The following is a 3131-nucleotide window of genomic DNA, read 5'->3' as shown; positions in this document are numbered from 1 at the left end:
CGGGTCGAAGTCGCCGGCCGCGTGCAGGAAGCCGCCTTCGCGGACGTAGCTCTTCCCGTCCGAGTCGGCGTCGGCGTCGTACAGCCCCTCCATGTCCCAGCCGCGTCCCTCGGGGAAGCCGGATATGGCGTCGCCGCCCGCGGCGAGCAGGCTCCACAGCTCTTCGGGGGTGCGAACGCCGCCCGGGAAGCGGCAACCCATGGAGATGATGACCACCGGGTCGTCCTCGCCGTCTCCGGCGGACGGGCCCGAGACGAGGGCCGGTGCCGGGGGCACCACGGTCTCGCGGTGGCCGGTCAGTTGCTGGTGGAGGTACTGGGCCAGGGCCCGGGGGAACGGATAGTCGAACACCAGGGTGGCGGGCAGGAGCAGCCCGGTGGCCGTGCCGAGACGGTTACGCAGCTCCACGGACGTCAGCGAGTCGAACCCGAAGTCGCTGAAGGCCCGGCCCGGCTCCACCGCCTCCAGGTCGGCGTGTCCGAGAACCGCGGCCACGTTCCCCCGGACGACGTTGAGGACCAGCCGTTCACCGTCCGCGGCCGGCACTCCGGCGAGCTGCTCGCGCAGCTGCGAGGAGCCTGTGGCGCGGGTGGTGTCGGAGGAACGGCGGCTCGTGGGCCGCACCAGATCACGCAGTACGTGCGCCACTTCGCCGTCTCGGCCGGCCCGGGCCGGATCCAGCCGCAGCGGGACCACGACCGGTGCCTGCGCCGCGCAGGCGGTGTCGAACAGGTTCAGGCCCTCCGCGGGGGTCAGCCCTCGCACACCGGACTGTTCGATGCGGCGCAGATCGGCCCGGGCCAGTCCGCCCGCCATACCGTCGGCCGTGTCCCACAGGCCCCAGGCGAGGGAGAGCCCGGGCCGGCCGGCTGCGCGCCGGTGCCGTACCAGCGCGTCGAGGAAGGCGTTTGCGGCGGCGTAGTTGGCCTGGCCCGCGGTGCCGAAGGTACCGGCGGCCGAGGAGAACAGCACGAAGGCCGACAGGTCGAGCTCGCGCGTCAGGTCGTGGAGGTTGACTGCCGCGGTCACCTTCGGCCGCAGGACGGTGTCGACGCGTTCCGGGGTGAGTGCGTCGATGACACCGTCGTCGAGCACTCCGGCGGTGTGCACCACCGCACGCAGCGGACGATCCGCCGGAACGCTTCGCAGTACGTCCGCCAGTGCCGCCCGGTCAGCCACGTCGCAGGCAGCCCAGTGCACGCGGGCACCGGCCACCGACAGCTCCGCCGCCAGCTCACGGGCCCCGTCGGCGTCCGCGCCGCGCCGGCTCACCAGCAGCAGACTGCGGACGCCGGCCTCGGTCACGAGATGGCGTGCGACCAGTCTGCCCAGCGTGCCACTGGCACCGGTCACCAGGACCGTGCCGGCCGTGTCCCAGGTCGCCGAGGACAGCGGAGCCGTCTCCGTGGCACGTACCCGGTCAAGTCGCGCGGCCAGCAGTGTTCCGGCCCGAACCGCCACCTGCGGTTCCGCGCCGTGGGCGGCGGCGGACAGGAGCGGGATGTCGTCGACGGTCAGCGCGCACGGCCCGGCGGAGTCCGACGGCTCCTCCGCCGCCTCCAGGTCGACCAGGACGAAACGGCCGGGGTGCTCGCTCTGGGCGCTGCGCACCAGCCCCCAGACGGCGGCCGCGGCGAGTCCGGTGACATCGTCGCCGTCGTCCACCGCCACCGCACCGCGCGTGACGATCAGCAGGCGCGAGTCGGCGAACCGTTCGTCGGCCAGCCAGCTCTGGATCAGTGCCAGACCTCGGTGTACGGCGTGTCGCACCGCGTCGGTGTCCACGTCGGCGTCCACTCCTGGCGTGGACGGCAGGACGCAGGCGACCACCGGCGGCACGGCCGTACCGGCGTCCATCGCGGCACGCAGTGCGTCGATGTCCTCGTGGTAGGAGGTCCGGTTCAGCACTCCTTCCGCCCATGCGTCCGCGGACGCCAGTCCGACACCGCCCAGCAGGACCGGCGCGGCTTCGGCGTGTCGCGCCTGTGCCTCGGCACCGGGCACACGGCGCCACCCCAGCCGGAACAACGACTGGTGGAGCACCCCGCCCGCCGCACTGATCTGCTCGGCGGAGACGGGACGCGTCACCAACGAGCGCACGGTGGCCACGAGTCCGCCTGCCTGGTCCGTGACCTCCATGGCCAGTGCCGAACCGTCGGACTCGGCCGGACTCAGCCGTACCCGGAGCGCCGAGGCGCCCGTCGCGTACACGGACACACCGCTCCAGGCGAAGGGCAGCCGGATACCGGTCGCCGGCTCCGACTGCTCCGCCGGGTCCGCCGGGTCCGCCGCGGCCCCCATCGCGTGCAGGGCCGCGTCCAGCAGAGCCGGGTGCACACCGAAGCGGCGGGACTCCGCCTCCGCCTCCTCCGGCAGCATGACCTCGGCGAACACCTCGTCGCCGCGTCGCCACACGGCCCGCAGGCCCTGGAAGACGGGCCCGTACCGCAGGCCCGTACCGGCGGCCCGCTCGTAGTGTCCGTCCAGGGTGACGGCCTCGGCGCCGCGCGGCGGCCATTCCTGCTCCGCGGAAGCCGGGCGCGCCTCCCCCGGGGCCAGCCGGCCCGTCGCGTGCCGGATCCACTGCTCGCCTTCGCCGTCCGGCCGCGAGTGCACGGTCAGTGTCCGGCAGTCCGACTCGTCGGCGTCGCCGACCGTCACCCGTATCTGTACTCCGCCCTGTTCCGGCAGTACGAGCGGCGCCTCCAGCGTCAGCTCCTCCAGCCGACCGCACCCGACCCACGCGCCGGCGTGCAGCGCGAGTTCGACGAACGCGGTTCCCGGCAGGAGCACCGCCCCCATGACCTGGTGGTCGGCCAGCCAGCCGTGCGACGTCTGCGACAGTCGGCCGGTGAAGAGGCAGCCGTCGGAGTCGGGCAGGCTCACGGCCGCACCCAGCAACGGGTGATCCGCCGCGCCCAGACCGACCGAAGCGACGTCGCCAGCGGCCGGCACCGGCTCCAGCCAGTAGCGTTCGCGCTGGAAGGCGTAGGTGGGAAGGTCCACGCGTCGGGGGCCGTACGGTGCCAGGTAGGCGGCCCAGTCCACGTCCTGGCCCTGGACATGGAGCTGCGCCAACGCCTCCAGCAGCGTGCCCGCCTCACCACGGTCCTTGCGCAGCACCGGCACGA

The 3131-nt window shown here is 73.7% G+C and carries 1 protein-coding gene; it reads right to left on the bottom strand.

The genetic code is table 11. The features are described from left to right. On the bottom strand, positions 1–3131 hold a 3131-nt coding region (locus GT045_RS34255), incomplete at both ends, for a type I polyketide synthase (protein ID WP_161336576.1).

This window comes from Streptomyces sp. SID486 (assembly GCF_009865385.1).
Classification (GTDB): Bacteria; Actinomycetota; Actinomycetes; order Streptomycetales; family Streptomycetaceae; genus Streptomyces.
The sequence above is the reverse complement of the archived record's forward strand: the minus strand, read 5'-3'. Positions and strand labels throughout refer to the sequence as shown.